Below are 17857 nucleotides of genomic sequence, written 5' to 3' on the forward strand. Positions count from 1 at the left end.
TTATTCACCTGTCTAATGTTTTCTTCTTTTCGGTGATGATCTCTCCGATCATCACATCTATTGAAATCACAAGCTCCACCAAAACCAAAACCCATAAAATTACCCCCTTTCGTTCGTCAGTATATCTTATGCTCGTCTAGAAAGGATGGTGTGAGTATAGGAGTCTAGTTAAGTGTGGATTTTTATTTAGATATGAAATTTATTTAATAAGAATTTTTTATAAATTATTTTCAATAGTCTTCTTCGCGGTAATGGAGAAGGCGTGGAAGTAGAAAGCAATCAAATGGTGGAGCAGTTTTGTTTTAATTCTGATAATGATAAATGTAAATTTGATTGTTTGATATGAATTAGATTCCTCTTATTGCCTCATTTAAATCAGAAGATGTTTTGATACTTTATTAGAGTCAGAAAAATCTTCTGATGTTTTATTAAAAGCAACATTGTCTCTCTAATGCCGCTTTAGAGTTAAAGAAATATTATTCTTATCATACAGAGTGAATAGTTCTAGCGATAATTTTGCAGAAGTAACAAAAAACATTAGAGAACTGTTATAGGCTTATCAGTTGCTTCATTTACGTACTGTATTATTTTTAGAAGGAATCCATATCAAAGGCATTATAATGATTGTGAGATGAAATTTAGTTATTGTTATTGGACCAAATGTAGAAGTAACAAGTAATTCAACCGATAATACTATACGTTTTCCGAACAAAATTAATCTTAGACTTGAATCTATTTAAGCAATTAGTGATGTAGAATAAATTTCTCATTAAAATGCAAAAAATAGTAGAGTAACATGTAATTTTAAAATTGCTTTATATTATATAGAAAAATTAAATAAACAATGTATCAAGAATATTATCTTTTTTCTTGTTAATTCCAATATGTTTTAGATTGACATTCCTTGCTCCTTGAGCGCTGAGAGTGTTACATCTCTGCATATTAAGTAATTTCAAATATAGAATAGACGTAACATCGAGAAATATTAATATATACTTTAGAATTATCTCCTATATATTGAGAAGGCGCTTAAGTAAGTTGTTTTTTGTTTACACCTTTTGAGAAGGACAAGCATATACTGGAATGTGGTGAGAAACCACTTTATATAGGAGCATCTAACAATTGTGGATGCTCTTTTCATTTGCATACAAGGAGTTGTTAAAAATATTATAATAAAGAGGCTATTCTACAAACGCCTTTTAAAGGGGCCTGCATTAAATAAAGTCAGCTTGTACATATTTTGTTCGGAGGTAGGTGTATTATAATTTTGAATTGAACAGCCCGTGTAAGTTCTATGTCTTTATTAAATGATCCTTGTTACAGAACCTTGCTGAAACAATCTTCACTTAACTCCCTAATATTTCTAATCAATTAAAGCTATCCCTGTGTTAAGAGAGGGATAGCTTCGTTTCTAAGATTTAGTTCTGCGTTAACATATCTATCGTTATGTGTACTACAAGAAGGGCAATCACACTCAAGAAGATTAAGATTTTTAACGTCTTTATATTGGTGAATGTAATTCGAACATAGCTGACTAAAAATAAACGTTTTTGATATAATTACATCTTGCTTCCCGTACCATTTTCTTTTTTAATTGAGTAAGCTCGTCAGTGAAAAATGATACGTTAACCTTTTCCCCGCTTTTTTATAAGTATGATTCCATATAGCAAGAAAACGATTAAATACAAAACAACTTCAAACAATGGTTCTCGCAATTAAGGCCTTTTATTCTTGCTTCTAGTAAAAACGAAAAACGTAGACTTATGCCTACCGACATTTATCTTCCACCTAAAATTGGTGTTTCACGCCTGCACATTTTCGAGAAACGGCCTTCTGTCGGAAAAAAATAACAGTAACCTTTGCAACAAAACGGTTTGTATTGAGTATTAAAATTCCTCTATTAACATATTTAAAGCTTTTGACTTTATCCTTTCATATTCCATAGCTCCAGCAAGTTCTTCAGCAAGTAATGGTGATTTTCTGACGTATTTTTCACGAATCACATCATACAATTCGTAAGGAAATAACATATCAATAAACATAATTTTCTTCTGCTCAGCTGTTAAAGGGGAAACTGACTCATATGCGTTAATCATAATTTGAAATTGATCTGCATTCCAAACACCAGTTGTATCTAGGAGAGGAATAATCATTTTACGCAAGTCTCGAATAGGGAGATCGTAAGAAACTGTATCTAAATCAATTACCCAAATTTGATTACTTGGATCTAATAAGGAATTTCCTGTTCCATAATCTTGATGACATAAATTAGGGAATTCTTTTAATTCGTCAGTCCATTTTGTATATTCAGATTCCAATAGTCTTTGGTGTGTGTGTTTTGCTTCTGAAATGAAAGCGTCGATTTCAGTCAAGTACAATTGTGAGAATGGGTCATCCGGCATAGTTGCGGATAAAGTTTTCCAAATCTCCATCTGTTGAAATCTTTTAATGTAATGATTGGGCCAACGTCCCAGTTTTGTAAAGATAGGTATGCCTGGTGGCGGTTTGTAGCCAATAGAAGCTACATGAAAATCTGCTAACCCTTTCATAATCATTTCAAGGTCTTCTTGCATTGTAAGCTCAAATGGTCTTCCCTCAATCCATTCATAAACAACAAATAAAAATGGACCGTGTTTTGTATATAACTGATTCACTTTGCTTGGAATTATGCTCGGTACACGCATGCCTTTTTTTGCAAGATAATCTTGAGCGTGAATAGAAAATAAAGCTTTTTTTTCAGGGCGATGAATTCTCTTTAAGCAAAATGGTCCATCTGCAGTATGAATTTTCCATACTAAGGCTAGTTGTCCACCTTGTATTAATTCAATTGTAGTCGCTTGAATGTCCCAATGTTGAATCATTGTCTCTGCCAATGCTACTAATTTTTGCTCCTCTTCGGGCGATAATGTATACACCGCTTCTTCATTATGATTCTCCACATATACCACCATCCTTTTATACTCTCTTATTACTGTATGGTACATGACCATTTTTGCTCTAGCCATTTGCCTTTAAGAAGAAAAAGTACTAATTAACTTCAATTATAAAAGATGAAATAATGCTTGATAACTCACAAATATAAGGGTTCCTTCGTAACATATGAAGAAAGTTGTATTTTATGAAACAGGGAGGCGATTTAATGAAAATTGCGATAATATCCACTGAAAAGCTACCTGTACCAGCTGTACGGGGTGGAGCTATTCAAATTTATATAGATTCTGTTGCTTCCATTATTGCTTCAAATGGAAAAAATGTGACAGTTATTTCTATAACAGATCCTAATTTAAAATCAGAAGAAAAAAACAAAGGTGTAAGGTATATACGTTTTCCAGAAGAGGAGTATCTGCCTGATGTTATTAAACATTTGAAACAGGAAAAATATGATGTGGTTCATTTATGTAATCGTCCCAATTGGATTGCAATTTTACGTGAGGCAGCACCACAGACCAAATTCGTGTTAAGTGTGCATAATGAAATGTTTGCGTACGAAAAGATAAGTGATAAAGAGGGTGAAGCGTGTATCGCTGGTGTTTCCCAAATTGTAACGGTTAGTGATTATATCGGAAAGACAATTACCTCGCGCTTTCAAACTGCAAAAGCAAAGACAAGAACAGTATATTCTGGTGTAGATGTAAATGAATATTATCCTTCGTGGACCGCTAATGGTACAAAAGTTAAAAATCATGTTCAAAAACAGTTGAATTTGCAAAATAAAAAAATAGTTTTGTTTGTTGGACGCTTGAGTAAAGTAAAAGGTCCTCATATTTTGCTACAGGCTCTGCCTAAAATAATTGAGAAGAATCCAGACATTGTAATGGTTTTTATTGGCTCAAAATGGTTTGGAGATAACAATGTAAATAATTATGTAAAACATTTATATACTTTAGGTGCAATGTTTCCAGAACATGTAGTATTTATTAAATTTGTTAAGCCAAAGGATATATCAACACTTTATGCTATGTCAGATATTTTTGTTTGCTCTTCACAGTGGCAAGAGCCTCTTGCTAGGGTGCATTATGAAGCAATGGCAGCGGGTTTACCAATTATCACAAGTAATCGAGGTGGTAATCCTGAAGTTATTGAAGAAGGAAAAAATGGGTATATTGTCAATGACTTTGAGAATCCGGATGCATATGCAGAAAAAATAATTAATCTATTAAATAACGAAAATAAAAGAAAACAAATAGGGAAATATGGACGTGCGAAGGTCGAAAAAGAATTTAATTGGAACCGAGTTGCTATGGATTTAATGAGAGTGTATGAGGAAGTTTTATAAAATTTAAGAGGAGGGTGAAGAAAGTTGGAAGAAACAACTGGATTAGAAAGTGAACATTTAAAAAAAGTCCTTAGCTTTTATCCATTTGAAGTAAGTAATATCATTTTACAATCAAGCAGAAGTGGGAGAACAATGTGGGAAGTTGAAACAGAAGAAGGATTAAAAATATTAAAACAAGCACATATGCATCCAAAAAGGATGCTGTTTATTGCTGGGGCACATTTACATCTCCTTCAAAATGGATTACCAATTACAAACATTCATAAAACAAAAAGAGGAGGATTTTGTATTGGATCTGATGAGTATGCGTATGTATTATATGATAAGCATCAAGGGAAAGAAGTCATATATTATAATAAAGAACAATTAGAGAAGGTACTCATATATGCGGGTAAATTTCATCAAGCATCAGAAGGCTATATTCCGATGCAAGAAAGTAAAATTCGGAGTCGATTAGGAAAATGGCATAAATTATACAGATGGAAATTACAAGAATTAGAAGGAAACAAAAGAATTGCACTCTCCTTTCCAGAGGATGTATTTTCAACGATGTTTTTAGAGTACGTCGATAAGATGTTAGCACGTGGTAAGAGAGCATTACAAGAAATAGATGATCCATATTTTGACCAATGGACAAAAGAAGTTATTGCATCTAATAGTTTTTGTCAGCAAGATTTTACTTTAGCAAGGTTTGCAGAAATAGATGATGCCGTGTTCATGAAAGAGCTACATTCCATTACAAGTGATTTACCCGTAAGGGATCTACGTATTATTTTAAATAAAGTGATGAAAAAAATGTCAGTTTGGGATACTAATTTAGCAATTCATATGTTGAGTGCATATGATTCGGAAAATTCCTTATCAGAAAAACAATTTCGTGTTCTATGGACTGATTTATCGTTCCCTCACTTATTCTGTGCAATCGCACATAAATACTATTTAGGACAAAAGCGTTCTTGGTCTGATGAAAAGTATATTTGGGCATTGCAAAATATTATTGCACTTGAAGACTCTAAGGAAGAATTTTTACAAAGTTTTTCTGATATTTATCACGAAATCAAGAGCAATAGCGGAGGGAAATAAAATGAATTCAGAACAAGAAGAGATTGTAATCCCTATTTTAGATTTAGAGAAATTTGTGTTTTCTCCACCAGGGCCAATGGGATGGGAATTGTCAGAGTATGAACAGCAAAAAAATATTGTACTAAATGAATCTTCAGTGCTAGAGAATTTAGCAATCATTGAGGAAGTAGAATTAGAGGAGTTACCCAAAATCGGATTGCTAGATTCAGAAGAGAAATCTCCACAAAAAACTACAGTAATTGATGAAGTAAAAGAAGAAAAAGAAGAAAAAGCCGAAGAGGTTCAGAAGAAGAGGAAAAAGAAGAAGAAAAAGAAGAAAACAATAGAACAAGAAGAGAAATCTCTACAAAAAACTATAACAATTGATGAAGAAAAAGATGAAGAGACCCAAAATACAATAGAAACAGAAGAACAAAAAACAGAAAAAAATGAGGCCATTCCAACTCAAATAGAAAAGCCGAAAGTAAAAGTCAAAGTTATTACTCCCGATTATCCATTAAAAAGCCCATGGATAGCAAATTTAGTAAAGAATGCTAAGGAAAATGAATAATGAAATTTCCGCAAATAGATTAATCTTTTCATATTCTTTCAACATAGTATATATAAAAATATATTGAAGGAGTTAGGTAAATGGCTGATGTAAAAAGAGCAAAAATAAAATTAGATGTTGAGAATGGCTTTAGTGTTAATTCAGATGGTGATTTACAGGAAGTTTTAAAAGCTCTAGCTGAAATAATTCAATCTGGTACACATAATGGTGTCGAGGTCGAAATTCAATATGTTGATGAAACAGAAGTAATTTTTACAGACGAAGAAGAAGACGAAGAAGGAGAAGAAGAAGAGGAAGAAGACGAAGAAGAAGAAGAGGAAGAAGACGAAGAAGAAGAAGAGGAAGAAGACGAAGAAGAAGAAGAAGAAGAAGACGAAGACGAAGACGAAGAAGAAGAAGACGAAGAAGAAGAAGGCGAAGACGAAGAAGAAGACGAAGAAGACGAAGAAGAGGAAGAAGACGAAGAAGACAAAGAAGACGAAGAAGAAGAAGAGGAAGAAGAGGAAGAAGACGAAGAAGACGAAGAAGACGAAGAAGAAGACGAAGAAGACGAAGAAGACGAAGAAGAAGACGAAGAAGACGAAGAAGACGAAGAAGACGAAGAAGACGAAGAAGAAGAAGACGAAGAAGACGAAGAGGAAGAAGACGAAGAGGAAGAAGACGAAGAAGACGAAGAAGACGAAGAAGAAGACGAGGAAGAAGACGAAGAAGAAGACGAAGAAGATGACGATGGTGAAGAAGAAGACGCTTAAAATAATTAGCACTAAAATACGCTTGGTTCTCCAAGCGTTTTTTGTTCTTTAACATATACATAATAGACCGCCTTTATCGTTTTACGACAGAAGACTCCTTCCTCAAAAATGTGAAGGTGTGAAACATCAATTTTAGGTGGGAGATGAATGTTGGTTGGCATAAGCCAACATGTTTGCTACCATATATTTGTACAGATTGCTCTTTGAAAACTGAAGATATGAGGTTGGTTGCAGAAAAACGTTGCAACCGTAAAATCTTCAACGTTCTTTCACCCACGTTTGCTGAAGTTGAGAAAACCAAGCTATAGTAGGAATCGTGATGAATCAATGTACAAGATACTTTTGTTTTCACCGTAGGGACTACGGGAAGAGCCTGCTAAGATAACCGGTGGATACATCGGTGTTCGCAGGAATCTCCCACTTCAAACAGTCCGTAAGGACGTTAAGTGGTGAGTAGTTCAAATCAAATACACGTATTTATTTTTTCGATAGAAGGCTCTCTCCTCAAAAATATAAAGATGTGAAGTACTGAATTTAGGAAAGTATTGAATAGCGGCAGGTATTAGTGTATCTTATTTTGTACAATACAGGAGACATACATAAAGACGAGGTGCAATCCATATTAATCAATAACATTTGGAGTTTTCGCATTTAATCGTTTCTTCGCTATGCGGAGTCTTACTTATAAAGAAATGGAGAAAACATTAACGTACCATTCTTGCCCGACGAGTTTCCTCAATAAAAAGCAAAATGGTGCGGGAAGAAAATTGTAGTTGTATCAATAATGTTTATTTCTAGTTAGTTATGTTCCAATTGTTTTGATTAAAATAAAAAAGTTAAAACTCCAAATCTTCTTGAGTAGGATCTCTCCGTTAAGTTTCTGTATTTAGGAATTCCTCAATTCAAATAGCCTATCAAAACGTTAAATGCTTGGCAGTTCAAACAATTAGAATTTTGAGAGGGCGTATTAGATTTCTAGGAGGTTGATTAGTAGATTCTGCTACTTTTTTATATACCTGATCTAGTTTTTTTGCCGTATGCTTAAATGTAAAGTTTGCCTCCACAATTTTTCTTCCGTTTTCAGCAATCCATTGTGCAAATTCGCGTTGAGATAATAAAACCTGGACAAGTCTGGCGAACTCCATTGGATTATTATATTGTTCTACTAAGCAGCCGTTATATTCATCTGTTATAACTTCTGCATTTCCCCCACGGTTAGTTGTAATAATTGGGATTCCAGCAGCCATTGCTTCATAATGAACACGTGCCAATGGTTCGTTCCATTGTGAGCTACATATAAATATATCCCCCATTAGAAATATATTATGAATTTGATCTGCAGGAATAAATTTGGTGAAAATTACGTGTTCTTTAATTGGTCTAGCTAATCTATATAGCCTTTTAACATATTTATTTACTCGGTTATCACTAAACCATTTACCACCAACAATTACAAGTACCGTATCTTTATGCGTTTGAATAATCTTCTTCATAGATTGAATGAGCAAGTCTGGACCTTTATTTTTGCATAATCGGCCAACAAATAGAATGACTTTTTTATCTTGGATACCGTATTTTGTACGAAATGAATTTCTTATCTTTTGTCCTGTTGGTGTCCAGATGGAGGGAGATTGTTTTAAATTAACACCAGAGTAGACAATGGAAATCTTTTCTTCAGCTTGTGGAAATCTCGCAATCACAGTTTGTTTAATATAGTTACTAACAGTCACAATGGCGGTAACCATTTCAATAATAAGATTGCCTTCACAAATAGATAGCTTATGTTCAGCAAACATATCGTTATGAAGACCTAATACAAATTTACTGTGTGGAGAAGCTTGTTTATATAGAGGTATATTTTTAGGACGATTAAAGACATGTATAATATCAAAGGTATTGGCTTGGAGTGTACTTATAACGTGCTGTTCATAATCTTTTTGAGGCAAATACACGTAATTGATATTATCTTGTGTTTTTTGATTTGGAAGATTTGGATCTGAAATGGAGAAAATAGTAAGTTCATAATCTTGACTTATATAGGGGGACACCCCATCAATCATCATTTGAATTGCTCCACCTTTAATCGCTGGAGATGGTAATTTTTCTGTACATATATATGCAATTTTCATAAACTAATCCCCTTTGTATAGTTGTTTTATATAATGATATTCTGCTTCCAGTCCGTCAGATAGAGAAACTGTTGGAGAATATTGCAGTAATGTACTGGCCTTAGATATATCTGCCCATGTTTGCTTCGGTTCTCCAGGAACTGATTTTAGAAAGTTTTTGATTGCTGATTTCCCTGATATTTTTTCTAGCATAGAAATGATGTCTAAAATGGATGCTTGTTCTTTTCCACCGATATTGATAACTTCACCTATTATATTTTTTTTTGTCTCTAAAGCTGCCACTGTTCCTCGTATACAGTCATCAATATAGGTAAAATCACGTGTTTGTGTTCCATCACCAAATATTGTGAGAGGTTTATCTTCTAGCAGTTGTTTAATTAATCTATGAAATGCCATATCAGGACGCTGCCTTGGCCCATACACTGTGAAATATCTTAAGATAACAATTGGTATGTGAAAATTTTTGTGATAAACATGACATAAGTGCTCACCACTTAATTTGGTAACCCCGTATGGAGATAGAGGAGTAGGTAATAGATTTTCAGAAACTGCGCCAGATTTTTCACCATAAACAGAAGAGGTGGATATGTGAATAAATTTATCTAATTTTATGTGTTTACATGCTTCAAGTAGCTGCTGTGTAACCATTATGTTATTTGTAACATAAGGCTGAAAATCTTTTCCCCAACTTGATCTCACACCAGGAATAGCAGCTAGATGATAAACAACATCTATATCTTGTAATAGTTTTGATAAATCTGTATTTAGAATGTCTTCTCGTATGAATTGAAAACGTGAATTTAATCCGAGAGATTGTATATTACCTATCTTTAAAATAGCTGGAGTAGGACCGATGAAATGATCAATTCCAACTACATGATATGCACTATTTTTAAGTAACGCTTGACACAAATGTGAGCCAATGAAACCAGCGGCTCCTGTTACAAGTATTTTCATGAACGACCCACTCCAATATATTGTAATCCGTATTTTTCTATTTCATCCTTTTCAATGCAATTGCGTCCATCCACAATTGTGCATCCCTTCATAACTTGTTTGACTCGTTTCCAATTAAGTGTTTTAAATTCATTCCAGTCCGTGGCGATAATAATACAATCAGAATTTGTAATTGCAGATTCTAGGTTACCATGCTGGGTAACTTGTCTTTTTAAATGTGAAGGAAGAAAAGCTTTGGGGTCATAGGCATGTAAATCATAGCCATGAGGAATTAACTTTTCAAGAAGTATTACGGCAAGGGAGCTACGAATATCATCAGTATTTGGTTTAAAAGCAATTCCTAAAACCGTTATTTTTTTTGAAGAGGGTTCTTTTATAGCTTTTTTAATTTTTTCAATATAAAGATCTATCTGTGTAGAGTTAATGGATTGTACAGCTTGTAAAATAGGAACTGCTACGTGCCTATCAGTTGCTGTATAAATGAGTGAGTGTAAGTCTTTTGGGAAGCATGATCCGCCATATCCCATCCCTGCCTGAAGAAAATGAGGATTAATTCGAAAGTCATAGCCAATCCCTTTTGCCACTTCAACAATATCAATGTTATATGCATCACAAATTCGAGAAATTTCATTTATAAAAGATATTTTGGTAGCCAAAAATACATTAGATGTATATTTAATCATCTCTGCTTCATTTAAACCTGTACAAAGGAAAGGAGCACTAATTCCTTTATATATATCCTGCATAATCTTAAAAGACGTTGTGTCAGCTTTTTGGATACCTATAATAGTTCTATCTGGATTGAGCATATCGTGAACAGCAGAGCCTTCACGAAGAAATTCAGGATTGGAGACAATATTGAATAAGGACGATGAAACCCCACGTTTAATAAGTATTTCATATAATTGTTGATTTGTACCTGGTGGAACTGTACTTTTGGTAATAATAGTTTTATACGATGTTATAGTTGGAACTAGTAGGTCAATGACGGAGTATATATATTTTAAATCCGTCTTTCCACTTGTTGTAGAAGGGGTTCCTACAGCGATAAAAATAACGGGTGATTGTCGAATAGCATTATCAATATCACAACTGAATTGCAATCGGTTTTTATTTTTGTGAATAAGCTCCTTTAAATCTGGTTCATAAATGGGGCATTCTCCTTTTTGGAGAGAATTAATTTTTTCTTGATCCTTATCTACACATATAACATTATGACCTAAATCTGCTAATACTGCTGCTGATGTGATTCCTACATAACCAGATCCTATAATACATATATCCATACAATAATCACCTCTCTGAACTTAGTACTATAGTACTAGTTGTTACAGTATATTGATGGACAAGTTGGATTGGTGACAACTGAAAGGGCCTATTCATATAAGAAATGAAAGTAATTAGAAGGTAAAAGCCTCTTTTGGAATCGTCATGCGCAGGTAAGGAGGTTATTGAATATTAATATTGTAAACACTCGAGGGAGCGAGAGATTAGTGATTAAAAAAGCAATTATTCCAGCCGCTGGTTACGGCACAAGAAGCCTTCCAATTACAAAGGTAATTCCAAAAGAAATGTTTCCAATAGGTAATAAACCAGCGATTCATTATATTGTGGAAGAGGCTGTAAAATCAGGTATTGAGCAAATATTAATTGTACTTTCTAGCAGAAAGGATTTAATAGTTGATTACTTTGATTATTCATTAGAATTGGAGGCTTTTTTAGAAAAAGAAAAAAAAGCCCACCTGTTAAAAGAGCTTGCTATTCCTAATGTTCAAATCCATTATATAAGGCAGCCATACGCGAGGGGACTTGGTGAGGCGATAAGATTAGGTGAAACATTTATTGGTAATGAACCTTTTGCTGTACTCTTACCAGATGATATTGTAGTTTCGGATAAAGAAACTGCTTTAAATCAATTAATTAGTATTTATAAAGAGACAAAAAATAGTGTGATAGGCATTCATACGGTACCAGATGAGTTCATAGAGAAGTATGGTATAATTGAAGGGAAGGTTGTAAAGGGGAATTACATGGATATTACGAATATTATAGAAAAACCAAAAGTAAATCCTCCATCTAATCTTGCAGTAATTGGTAGATATGTTTTTACGCCTGATATTTTTCCTTTATTAAAAAAACTTCAACCTGGTGTTGGGGGGGAATATCAATTAACAGATGCGATTCATTCTTTAATTATGAATAAAAAAGTATATGGAAAAATGATTGATGGGCACCGATTTGACATTGGACAAGAAAATGAATATATGCAGCTTCTTAATCTTATATATGGACAAAATAAAACAGGTAAAAAACCTTTTTGAAAACGGATTCAACAAACGTACACTTGAGGCCAACAAGCAATTCTTGAAGAGTTGATGAAAGATATATAAAAGTTAAGGTTAAATAAATATATTTATATCGTACCTTTGAATCAGAAGAGAATACAATGGATTTCCATTTGAAAAAGAAAAGAGATCAGATGGCTGCAAAGTGCTTTTTCAAAAAGCCTTGCGGTCTTTTCATATTTCAAGGCCCCGTGTTATCGCAGGAGTACAAAAATCAACTTAATCGATTGTAATTGCACAAATAAAAAAGATTCCCGTAGGTATCTCAATTAGACAAGTAAATACCTAAATAACATTACGGAACAGATCATTGTTTTATAAAGAAACGGCGTCTTATTAAAAATATTGCTAACCAAATATATATTCATACCCATAATCTATAGAAAACGTCATTATATGTATTTCCTTGCGTCAAAAAATGGATTGCGAACTCTCAGTCATCCAAGAGTCTGCTTCGTTAATACGTTAGAATTAAAGCTCTTAACTTTAGTCAAGAGAGTGTCTATCTGGATTGTTTCTTATTTTTAAAAAGATTCAGGTGCTTTTTTAAAAAAGTTTGTGATGCAGAGTCTTAATCTTCATAAAAAAGCATCTCCACACAATAGATACCTTCAACTACCCCCTCATCTTGATTAAACTACTTCACTGCTCCACCAAATAAAACTATTATGTATTTTTTCACATTCTATTGCAACAAGCATATATTATATAGGAGATATTCCTTTCTTTCGAAACTCAAAAGGCCCTTTTTGGGGCTTTTTTATTTTATGAATCTTCAATAAAGTATATAACCCAATTTTTAATTAAATATTCTCAAAATAATTATTTGATTAATTGACGTTTACTTGTCTATTTAAACCAAATATAACAAATTTGTTTTCATGATGTGGAAATTTCATTTAAAAAATGAAATTAAGTATATGCATTCAACAATTTATCTTTTGCTTGTTATATATATTAATTGTTTTACGTATTTTATATGTTTATATGTTTTAAGAGCATGAAATGTCTTGATATATAAGGGGGTATGACTCCTAATGATAACAAAAGTGGTTCTAAAGATAACAAACTTGGTTTTAATTATAACAAAAATGGTTTTAAAGGTAACAAATTTGGTTGCTTAACGGTAACAAAAGTGGTTCTAAAGATAACAAACTTGGTTTTAATTATAACAAAAATGGTTTTAAAGGTAACAAATTTGGTTGCTTAACGGTAATAAAAATGGTTTTAAAGGTAACAAACTTGGTTTTAACTATAACAAAAATGGTTTTAAAGGTAACAAATTTGGTTGCTTAACTGTAATAAAGATGGTTTTAAAGGTAACAAATTTGGTTGCTTAACTGTAATAAAGATGGTTTTAAAGGTAACAAACTTGGTTGCTTAACTGTAATAAAGATGGTTTTAAAGGTAACAAATTTGGTTGCTTAACTGTAATAAAGATGGTTTTAAAGGTAACAAATTTGGTTGCTTAACTGTAATAAAGATGGTTTTAAAGGTAACAAATCTGGTTACTTAACTCTAGCAAAAATATTTCTAAAGATAATAGTTTTAACTATAACAAAAATGGTTCTGAAAATAATAAATTTGATTTTAAGCATAACAAAACGGTTCTAAAGATAACAAATTTGGTTATATACTTTATAAATGTAAATATTTACAAAGTATATTACTATTCAAACGACTTTCGGAATACTTTTATATAGAACAAAGGGCTTGTTAACTGTAATAGTGAGAATGTAATTTTCTGAATAAACAAAAATAAATTGCGGCAAAGGAAATATACTTGTTATAGTTAGTAGAACAGTAGAGGTAAGAAAGAAGGGACGTATGTAGGTATGTCTGATAGTAAAGATTTGCAGATTAAAGAAAATAATATTGTTTCAAAATCAAATACTTTAATTGAAGCGAATTCACGTTTAAATTTAGTAGAACAAAAAATATTACTTTGTTTGGCTAGTAATATTCAACCTAATGATTGGGATTTTAAAACCTACACATTCTCGATTAAACATTTTCATGATCTACTTGATCTAAATGGATCTACTAAATATTCGGAGTTAAGTAAAATTACTAAAGAATTACTATCAAAAGTAATTGAAATTCGTACTGGAGAAGATCTGATGCAGGTATCTTGGCTGTCTTCAGCAATTTACAACAGAAATAAAGGAACAATTGATATGCGTTTCGATCCATTATTAAAGCCATTTCTATTAGAATTAAGCAACAAGTTTACAAGCTATAGATTAGCTAATGTTATTAAATTGAAAAGTACATACGCTATACGTATTTATGAACTACTAAAGCAATATGAAGATTTAAAGGAACGTACAATTAGTCTTCAAAATTTAAGGTATTACTTGGATGCAATGGATATATACCCTAACTATGCGAATTTTAAGCAACGTGTATTAAATCCTTCTCAAAAAGAATTGAATCAAAAAACAGATATTTCTTTTGAATTTGAAGAAATTAAATTAGGCAGGAAAGTACAAAAAATCAAATTTATTATCTATAGCCAAAAAAAGAAAGATAACAATTTAGTTCATTTTGAAAAGAATTTAGATAAATTTCAACAGCCCAATACATTTGAACAAAAAATTAAAAGGTTTGAAGAACGCTGTAAAGAAAAAATATTTCCTAAAGTGTTAAAAAAATGGGAAGCTCATAAAGAAATTGTATTAGAAATAATTGAGGATATAAGATTTCGTTCAGATATTAGTTCCCCAATAGGTTATGTAGAATTCACTTTAAATTCCCGATTGAAAGATGATAAAGAAACACCAAACAAAAGTAGTCAAAATAAGAAGGCTTCTCATAACGATATAGTATTAGAGATTGATAACATTATAAATTTAGTTATCAATAAGTATTCAACAGCTACAGGTGCTGTAGCTACATTTTTAGTTAAAGACACAGCAATTGAGAAATTAGTAAGAGTAGTTACATTGGAAGAAGCTGAAACCATTTGGATAGAACATGAAACGTTTGTTATGGATAAAATTTATGAATATATTAAAAAGAATATAAGAAGAAAAAGATACTAGATGTGAACTACCCGCCACTTAACGTCCTAACGGACTGTTTGAAGTGGGGGCTTCTCGGTTAGTCGTTACTTTTGGTAGCTAACGAATTCGTCCTAAGACAGCCGAGCTAACTCCCTTGTTCCAAGGGTTATTTTATTGCTATCTATGCTAACGCTAATAGGCGTATTGCTTCATTTTTGATATTGATAGCTGCGTTATAATCTCTATCGAGATTTACACCGCATATACAAGAATAGACTCGCTCAGACAATGACATATTTTTCATATTTCCACAACTGCTACATGTTTTTGTGGAAGGAAACCATTTTTGTTTATTTGTTTTTAAAGTGTGTTGGAGCACCATATAATATATGTATTCATTAGTAAGGAGCGTTTAATTTCTAAAATATGTATCTTAGTAAAAATAAAAAAGGACAGTTAAAAACTGCCCTTTTTTCTATCTTTTAAAGATAGTTACCGAACAGGTAGTTTAGGGTTTTGGGGTATAAGATGATTATCATCTCATTGTTAATGTATGTAAGTAATACAAAATGGCTTGTACAATTGTTGAAATTAGTAGTTTTTATTTTAAATAAATTAGCTAATTGGGAAATTGATAAAGAAACTAATTCATTAATCAATTTCCTTATTTCATAATATATAATGCAAATGAATTTTTAGGAAAAGATAAGAGGGTGAAGACTCTTATCTTATTTTGTTTTTAGGGATTATTATATTATGTAGGTTAAATAAAATATTTGAATATTTTAAAAAAGAAGGGATTTATATAAGATAAATCCCTGCAGTAAAATAATAGAAAGGTAGAATACATTATATGTGCAGAGTTTTAATTATGTTTGTACATTTTTAATAAATTAATTTTATGTAAAAGGTGCCAAGAAATATTTTGTAGTTTTATTTCTTGGCGTGGGTATTTATTTGGGTCATTTGGATGCCGACCTTACAATAGTATATGTCCGATATATGGAATAGTTTGTTATTTATGTTTAGTTAAGTGAAATGAAATTTAGAAAAGAAAAACACCTATTTTGTAATAGGTGTTTTTCTTGCAAATTGGCTTATAAATTAAGGGAAAGATTTTTCCTTTAATTAAAACTTATTAATCTTCTCTATGATCATGTTTATGTTCGTTACATTCTTTACAATGTCTGCGACGTTTACAGCAGAAACGATCACAATCAGGTGAATTTATAGAAATTACGTTAATTTTGTTAATTGCAATACGTGCCAATCCTGGGAAACAATCAAAATCAGATAAAATAATTACGTTGTTTCCTTGAAAACCTTGGAATGTTGCACTTGTAGGTGGTTGACAATCATATTGAAGAACAATACAAGTACCAGGAGTTAATGTTCTTAAGAATTGTAATAACTCTGGATTATTATTCACCTGTCTAATGTTTTCTTCTTTTCGGTGATGATCTCTCCGATCATCACATCTATTGAAATCATAACCTCCACCAAAACCAAAACCCATCAAAATTACCCCCTTTCATTCGTTAGTATATCTTATGCTCGTCTAGAAAGGATGGTGTGAGTATAGGAGTCTAGTTAAGTGTGGATTTTTTATGTAAATATGAAATGGTGTAATAAAATTATTTTTGGTTCTGGTGCAAAAAATCTATAAACCTTGGACATACGGATATTATTACACTAAAAAAGTGTGTGCTTGGTATGAAACAAATTGAAGCTAATGATTGTAATATTTTATTCTGGCTAATAGAAGAAGTGAAGTATAAATTCGAGTAGAAATTTCATTTGACACAACAAAGCAGCCAGCTTAATTGGCTAACTACTTGTTGTACAAAAGAAAATTAGGCCCTACAAGTTATGTTGTGTAACTTTAAAGTTACAGTTATAGTATAAACCTTATTGGAAATTCTATTCGGAAGGAAATATAATAATGATAATTTCATTTTGTAGAGATTATTTACGTATGAAAAAAGCGCTTAAAGTGAACTTTCAGATCATGCCTGCCCATAGGTGATCTAGATGCATGAGTAGCATACAGTAGCATATGTAAATTTGAATTGAATTGTGTGGAAATTAATTAACGATACAGGTGTAGAGAAAAGTGTTTATGAGCTGTGGGAAAGAGTATAACTTTAACGAATCTCCCGAAAGAATTCTCCTTCCTCAAGCGTGTGAAGGGCGTAGCCAAAAGGTTTTCCTTTTTATTTTGCCTCTGATATAATCAGTCTTATCAATTATAAAGGCTGGTATATAAATGAAATTAGATAGTAATAACCATTCAGTATTCTTGTTGTATTATCACCTTGTGTTGGTCGTGAAATACAGAAGAAATGTGTTTGATAATAATATGTCAGACTATGCAAAAGATATGTTTGTTCGACTATCTGAAAACTATAACATCACATTAGTTGAATGGAATCATGATGTAGACCACGTTCATATTTTTTTCAAGGCACACCCTAATACAGAAATGACAAAATTCATCAACGCTTATAAAAGTGCAAGTTCTCGACTTATTAAAAGAGATTTTCCACAAGTGAAAAAACTACTGGTGGTTCACCAATAGACGTAGTAAAAACATATATTGAAAATCAAAGTGAAAAGTGAGGTGAAATGATATGACAAAGCAGAATAAAACATATAAATTCCGTTTGTATCCAACAGAAGACCAAGCACATCTTATGCGTAAAACCTTCGGTTGTGTACGTTTCGTGTATAACAGAATGTTAGCTGAACGGAAAGAAGCGT

The 17857-nt window shown here is 32.2% G+C and carries 15 protein-coding genes and 3 pseudogenes; 11 read left to right on the plus strand and 7 right to left on the minus strand.

All coding sequences use genetic code 11. The features are described 5' to 3' along the window. Window positions 1-1377: 1377 nt before the first annotated feature. Both ACTFO4_RS29920 and ACTFO4_RS29925 read right to left on the minus strand, forming a co-directional pair. Window positions 1378-1590 (minus strand): annotated as a pseudogene (locus ACTFO4_RS29920) (IS200/IS605 family element RNA-guided endonuclease TnpB); the annotation flags it as partial. Between the two features lie 296 nt (window positions 1591-1886). After that, entirely contained in the window at window positions 1887-2990 is a 1104-nt protein-coding gene (locus tag ACTFO4_RS29925) for a CotS family spore coat protein (protein WP_098537114.1), read from the minus strand. A 149-nt stretch (window positions 2991-3139) separates the two neighbouring features. On the opposite strand from ACTFO4_RS29925, the gene ACTFO4_RS29930 reads away from it, so the two are divergent. The 4 genes from ACTFO4_RS29930 to ACTFO4_RS29945 all read left to right on the plus strand — a co-directional run bounded on the left by ACTFO4_RS29930 (window position 3140) and on the right by ACTFO4_RS29945 (window position 6661). After that, window positions 3140-4276, plus strand: a complete 1137-nt coding sequence (locus ACTFO4_RS29930; protein ID WP_070183923.1) for a glycosyltransferase family 4 protein — start codon at window positions 3140-3142, stop codon at window positions 4274-4276. Window positions 4277-4300: 24 nt separating this feature from the next. After that, window positions 4301-5359 carry a spore coat putative kinase CotS gene (gene cotS / locus ACTFO4_RS29935; RefSeq protein WP_070183924.1) on the plus strand — a complete coding sequence of 353 codons (1059 nt, stop codon included), beginning with the start codon at window positions 4301-4303 and terminating at the stop codon, window positions 5357-5359. 1 nt (window position 5360) lies between these two features. Further along, entirely contained in the window at window positions 5361-5909 is a 549-nt protein-coding gene (locus tag ACTFO4_RS29940) for a hypothetical protein (RefSeq protein ID WP_440018878.1), read from the plus strand. Between the two features lie 80 nt (window positions 5910-5989). Beyond that, window positions 5990-6661, plus strand: coding sequence for an AAA family ATPase (locus ACTFO4_RS29945; protein ID WP_440018879.1), 672 nt, complete (start codon window positions 5990-5992; stop codon window positions 6659-6661). 938 nt (window positions 6662-7599) lie between these two features. Here the strand turns inward: ACTFO4_RS29945 and ACTFO4_RS29950 are convergent. Genes ACTFO4_RS29950 through ACTFO4_RS29960 form a run of 3 tightly spaced genes read right to left on the minus strand, consistent with a single transcriptional unit; the run spans window position 7600 to window position 11033 of the window. Continuing rightward, window positions 7600-8790, minus strand: a complete 1191-nt coding sequence (locus ACTFO4_RS29950) for a glycosyltransferase family 4 protein (RefSeq protein WP_098853045.1) — start codon at window positions 8788-8790, stop codon at window positions 7600-7602. Between the two features lie 3 nt (window positions 8791-8793). Beyond that, window positions 8794-9747, minus strand: coding sequence for an NAD-dependent epimerase/dehydratase family protein (locus ACTFO4_RS29955; RefSeq protein ID WP_409532419.1), 954 nt, complete (start codon window positions 9745-9747; stop codon window positions 8794-8796). Further along, entirely contained in the window at window positions 9744-11033 is a 1290-nt protein-coding gene (locus tag ACTFO4_RS29960) for a UDP-glucose dehydrogenase family protein (protein WP_098853043.1), read from the minus strand. The genes ACTFO4_RS29955 and ACTFO4_RS29960 overlap by 4 nt, the downstream gene beginning before the upstream one ends. Before the next feature lie 207 nt (window positions 11034-11240). Here ACTFO4_RS29960 and ACTFO4_RS29965 point away from each other — a divergent pair, with 207 nt between their 5' ends. The 4 genes and pseudogenes from ACTFO4_RS29965 to ACTFO4_RS29980 all read left to right on the plus strand — a co-directional run bounded on the left by ACTFO4_RS29965 (window position 11241) and on the right by ACTFO4_RS29980 (window position 15136). Further along, window positions 11241-12068, plus strand: coding sequence for a UTP--glucose-1-phosphate uridylyltransferase (locus ACTFO4_RS29965; protein ID WP_409532418.1), 828 nt, complete (start codon window positions 11241-11243; stop codon window positions 12066-12068). A 47-nt stretch (window positions 12069-12115) separates the two neighbouring features. Next, window positions 12116-12295 (plus strand): annotated as a pseudogene (locus ACTFO4_RS29970) (DDE-type integrase/transposase/recombinase); the annotation flags it as partial. Between the two features lie 824 nt (window positions 12296-13119). Next, window positions 13120-13302 (plus strand): hypothetical protein, encoded by a 183-nt coding sequence (locus ACTFO4_RS29975; RefSeq protein WP_409532417.1) that lies wholly within the window; start codon window positions 13120-13122, stop codon window positions 13300-13302. Window positions 13303-13927: 625 nt separating this feature from the next. Continuing rightward, a complete protein-coding gene (locus ACTFO4_RS29980) occupies window positions 13928-15136 on the plus strand; it encodes a replication initiation protein (protein WP_409532416.1) in 1209 nt (402 codons plus the stop codon). A gap of 142 nt (window positions 15137-15278) precedes the next feature. Here the strand turns inward: ACTFO4_RS29980 and ACTFO4_RS29985 are convergent, their stop codons facing one another. Continuing rightward, window positions 15279-15476: a zinc ribbon domain-containing protein gene (locus ACTFO4_RS29985; protein WP_409532439.1), complete on the minus strand. Its 198-nt coding sequence runs from the start codon at window positions 15474-15476 to the stop codon at window positions 15279-15281. Window positions 15477-15625: 149 nt separating this feature from the next. Between ACTFO4_RS29985 and ACTFO4_RS29990 the strand changes: the two genes are divergently transcribed. Beyond that, window positions 15626-15772 carry a hypothetical protein gene (locus ACTFO4_RS29990; RefSeq protein WP_409532415.1) on the plus strand — a complete coding sequence of 49 codons (147 nt, stop codon included), beginning with the start codon at window positions 15626-15628 and terminating at the stop codon, window positions 15770-15772. A 463-nt stretch (window positions 15773-16235) separates the two neighbouring features. On the opposite strand, the gene ACTFO4_RS29995 is transcribed toward ACTFO4_RS29990, so the two are convergent. Continuing rightward, the gene (locus tag ACTFO4_RS29995) at window positions 16236-16613 is read right to left on the minus strand and encodes a hypothetical protein (protein WP_098282273.1); all 378 of its coding nucleotides are present in this window, start codon (window positions 16611-16613) and stop codon (window positions 16236-16238) included. A 750-nt stretch (window positions 16614-17363) separates the two neighbouring features. Here ACTFO4_RS29995 and tnpA point away from each other — a divergent pair. Next, window positions 17364-17716: pseudogene (gene tnpA, locus ACTFO4_RS30000) on the plus strand (IS200/IS605 family transposase). Between the two features lie 11 nt (window positions 17717-17727). Next, window positions 17728-17857, plus strand: a 130-nt coding sequence (locus tag ACTFO4_RS30005) for a helix-turn-helix domain-containing protein (protein ID WP_440014656.1), incomplete at its 3' end; no start/stop codon positions are given.

Source organism: Bacillus cereus group sp. MYBKT14-1, from assembly GCF_051915185.1.
Lineage (GTDB): Bacteria > Bacillota > Bacilli > Bacillales > Bacillaceae_G > Bacillus_A > Bacillus_A cereus.